We start from the raw sequence: 3,883 nt of genomic DNA on the forward strand, positions 1-3,883 counted from the left end.
AAGCTATTGAAGATATGTATGAAAAACTGAATACTGATCCGCAAATGCGGGCTCGTATTATCCAATTGGCGATCAGCCGAGCCGTCAGGGCGCACCAGCGCGGCAGTCGGCAACCCCACCGCCCCGTCCCGCTCCCCGGCCGAGCCGCCCGCATACGCGAGCAGGTTGCGCAGCAGCAAGCAAGCCTGCGGCACGCGCTCCGCATGAGCCATCAACTCCAGTTGATTGGCTACCGCCACACCGCGGCCGTGCCGGTATTCCAGCAGCGGCGACCACAGATCGCCGCCGTCGCCGAAATCGCCCGTGCTGCACTCCAGCAGCAGCGTGAAATCGCCGCAGACCGGCTTCTCGAAAGCGGCGCGGATGATCGGCGACGGGCCGTCTTCGGCAAGCTCCGGTTGCCAGAACATCAGGTCGTCGTCGCCGATCCCGGAGAGCGCCGGATGGCCGTAGTCCCCGGCATGGGCGCGCAGGAAAGGGCGCCGCGACAGCGTCAGCTTGCCGAGCGACAGCTGGTTCTGTTCCAGCAGCAGCAACCGGCCGCCACGCGCGACATAAGCTTGCAGCAGCCGCTCCAACTCGCCGTACGCATCCTCAGCGTAGCTTCCGATTACGAGTAAGCCGTCCATCGGCAGTTGATAAGGGGCCAACTTCTCCCGTTCCACCCGTTCACAGCCGGGAACCAGCCGGCGGATGGTCTCATAATCCGCGTCCTTCCCCCAATAAACCACCGGCCGGCTGATGGGAACGGGACGGCTCCGGAGGCTGGCAGATAGGATCCGGTAATTCAACCGCAGCTCATGCACCGGTTGACCGTCGTGAATCAACGTTGCCGCAAGCTCCGCCCGTCCTTCCGAATGGACGGGCAGCGGCTGCCATCTCATCCGGAGCAACTTGGGCTCCGCAGGGTCCTGAGTGAAGTCGAAGCTTTGTTCATGGACGAGCGTCTCCCCTTGCTTCACGGTCAATTTCACCGTGACTCTCTGAGCCAAAAGCGTGTCATTATACACGTCGAAGCTGCGGACGACCGGCTGGTCGTCATAGAAGCAGCGGTCGTATTCGGCGGCGAGGATCGTCGCCGGTTTAAACGCCTCCGCCAAGACGGCAAAGGCGGGATTAGGCCGATACGGCGGCTCTTCCTCCGGCAGCAGGCCGTTATGGATCGTCAGCGAATAAGCCGGGATCACCTTCGGCATCACGCCGGGGATTTCCGAGTTGACCGGCGGCGGGAGGATCACGTCCCGATCCGGCATCGCCCGCATGAAATAGTGGGCGAAATTAAACGTCGACAGGCCGGATACGCCCTGGCGGCGCGCATACTCCACGAACAGCCGCTCCTTCTCCGCCAAACCCAAGGCGCTTTCGTCCGTCCCGCGGTAAGCCCGCAGCCCGACATACATGCTGCTGTTCTGCGGACAGATGTACCACCAGCCGCCATGTTCGCCGAAGGTTAGCGGAACGGTGCGAGCCCATTGGCTGATCGTTCCGTCGATATTGTAATGGCGGCTTTCCACCTCCGTATGCGCTTTGGGCAGCAGCCGGTTATCCCCTTCGGCAACAATTGCCCGCGTCGGATCCAACTCCCGGATGGCTGCCATTAAGGCGGGGAGATGCTCCTTGAAGCCATCCCTGCCGTCCACCCAGCGCATCTCGTTCTGCACGCTCCAGAGGATGACGGACGGATGGTTTTTATCGCGTTGCACCAGCCGCCGCACATGCTGCCGGCAAGCCTCCAAATAGTCGGGATGGTCCGCCAGCATCGATTTGCCCGAGCCGTAGATGGCCGTTTCGTCGACGATCAGCATCCCTTCCTCGTCGGCGATGCGAAGATAGTCTGCCGGATAAGGCTCCGCGTGCAGCCGGATGCTGTTCACCCCTACGGAACGGCACATGCGGTACCAATTGCGGATATACGCCTCCGTCTGCTGCGCTCCGCCTTGAAAATGCCAAGAGTCGCCGCGCAGGTTCAGCGGAATCCCGTTCAGCTTAAACTGCGGACCTTCGCACCAAAACTCACGAAAACCAAACGTCTCCTCGCGCCGGTCAATCACCCGTTCCCCGTCCATCAGCTCAAACTCGGCCCGGTACAAAAACGGCGAATCGGGGCTCCACCGCTTGGCGTCGGCCCATTCCAAATCGAACAAAGCGCGGTAAACTTCCCCGCCTGGTTCGTTCTCGCACAGCCGTAACCACTGGGCTGACTCGGCGGAAACCAGTTCGGCCGGCCGGACTGCCATAAGTACCTGCTGTCCCATTCCCGTCTGCGTTCCTAGAGGAGCTCCCCCGCCTCCGTTCGAAGCCAGCCCCCCCAGCTCGCGAACCTGAAGCCTGACGCGCAGCGGCCCATCCAAAACGCCCGCCACTCCTATCGCCCCGCCGATGACGGCCTCTGCTTCAAGCCGGCCGTTCCGGACGGAAGTACGCAGGGTGACATCCTCTACGGCCAGCGCCGGGTAACTCTCCAGATAAACATCCTGCCAGATCCCCCGGCAAACGCCGCCAAACCAGGAGCCGACCAGACCGGTCACCTTTTTGGCACCGGAGGGCAACGTCGTTTGATCGAAGCTCCCGCAGACGAGATGCAGCTCATGCTCCCGTCCCGGCGTGACGAAAGACGTGATGTCGAGCCTTAGCGGCAGGTAGCCGTCCTCCCATACGGCGATTTCCCGTCGGTCCAGATAAATGACGGCCTTTTGCATGATGCCGTCCAGTCTTAGCACGATTCGCTGGCCATCCATCCTCTCCGGCACCCGAAAGCGGCGGTGCAGCACGCCTGCCTCGGCGTCGTCCCATTCCTTCGGGTAACCGTACAGGTCCATCGGAACGAAGCCATGCTCCGGGATTTCGCCAAAACGCTTTCCCGCCCCCTGCGCGTAGGTTCGCCTCCAACTGGAGGGAACCCTCACCTTCTGTGCCTCATATACGAGGGATTCCGGCAGCGTGCGGCGCCGCGGCTCGCCATACAGCGGCATAAAATCCCATTCTCCGTTCAGGCATAACGTATGACGCATCGTGTCTCCTCCTCCGTCCGGCGGAACGCCGCGTGCAGCACAAGCTCCAGCTTTCGCCAGAGCTCCTGTCCTGCCGGAACTCCCGTCCACGGGATAAAATGCGGTTCCATCGCTTCGGCCCAGCGTACCGGCTTGAGCGACGTGTTGAGCTTCCCTTCGTAGGTTGCGGGCTCTAGGGTCGCAGGCTGCTCCGAATAGAAAAACAACAAACTCTCATGCAGGCCGATGATGCCGTATTTGTCCCCGTCGCCCGGCTTTTCCTCTTGATATTGATAATGGTGGTAGATATAGCTCGCGGCTCCTTCCGGCTTCAGCCTGGCCAGCCTTCCGTAAGGTTCGGCCATGCGGTCCGAATGCCGCCAGGACATACCGGCAACGGGTTGATGGTAATGAAAAATATCCGTCATCGGCGCCCAACGCCGCTCCCTTTCCCCTCCCGGCCAAACAGCCAGCCTCTCATCGGCAGCCTTCAGCAGCCGCTCCGGCGGAACCGCCTCCCGCAAGCATTCATAATACAGATAGAACCGATTCCCGTCGGCGAACAAGCTGAGATGATCCACCTCCAGCCGTTCCATCGCTTCGGCCAGCGCAAGGGAAATCTCCGGCCCCCGCCAGATCTCCGCCGGCACCGCAGCTTTTTCCGCTTCGGCCCGGTATATGTACCGTTTCATGGTTAACCTCCCGATAGCTTTGGGAAATCTATACGAAAAATCGCATAGATTTCCCCCCGTTTACGTCGATTTCAAAGGAATATAATTGAAATTTCATACACATTGAGGCCTCTGGAGGTAGCGTCAAGAAGTTTGTGTAAACCAGTAGAAACATCCATCAGGAGGATGTGGTGGTGGGGGAGGAGGCCTCCTCCCCCACCA

2 protein-coding genes are annotated in these 3,883 nt (G+C 60.8%); both read right to left on the reverse strand.

Going from position 1 to position 3,883, the window contains the following annotated elements; all coding sequences use genetic code 11:
• On the reverse strand, window positions 1-3,011 hold a 3,011-nt coding region (locus ACQ4N8_RS27945), incomplete at its 3' end, for a glycoside hydrolase family 2 protein (RefSeq protein WP_430707641.1).
• Window positions 2,990-3,682 (reverse strand): hypothetical protein, encoded by a 693-nt coding sequence (locus tag ACQ4N8_RS27950; RefSeq protein WP_430707642.1) that lies wholly within the window; start codon window positions 3,680-3,682, stop codon window positions 2,990-2,992. The genes ACQ4N8_RS27945 and ACQ4N8_RS27950, both read right to left, overlap by 22 nt.
• Between the last annotated feature and the right edge of the window lie 201 nt (window positions 3,683-3,883).

The organism is Paenibacillus macerans, assembly GCF_050565405.1.
Taxonomy (GTDB): Bacteria; Bacillota; Bacilli; order Paenibacillales; family Paenibacillaceae; genus Fontibacillus; species Fontibacillus macerans_B.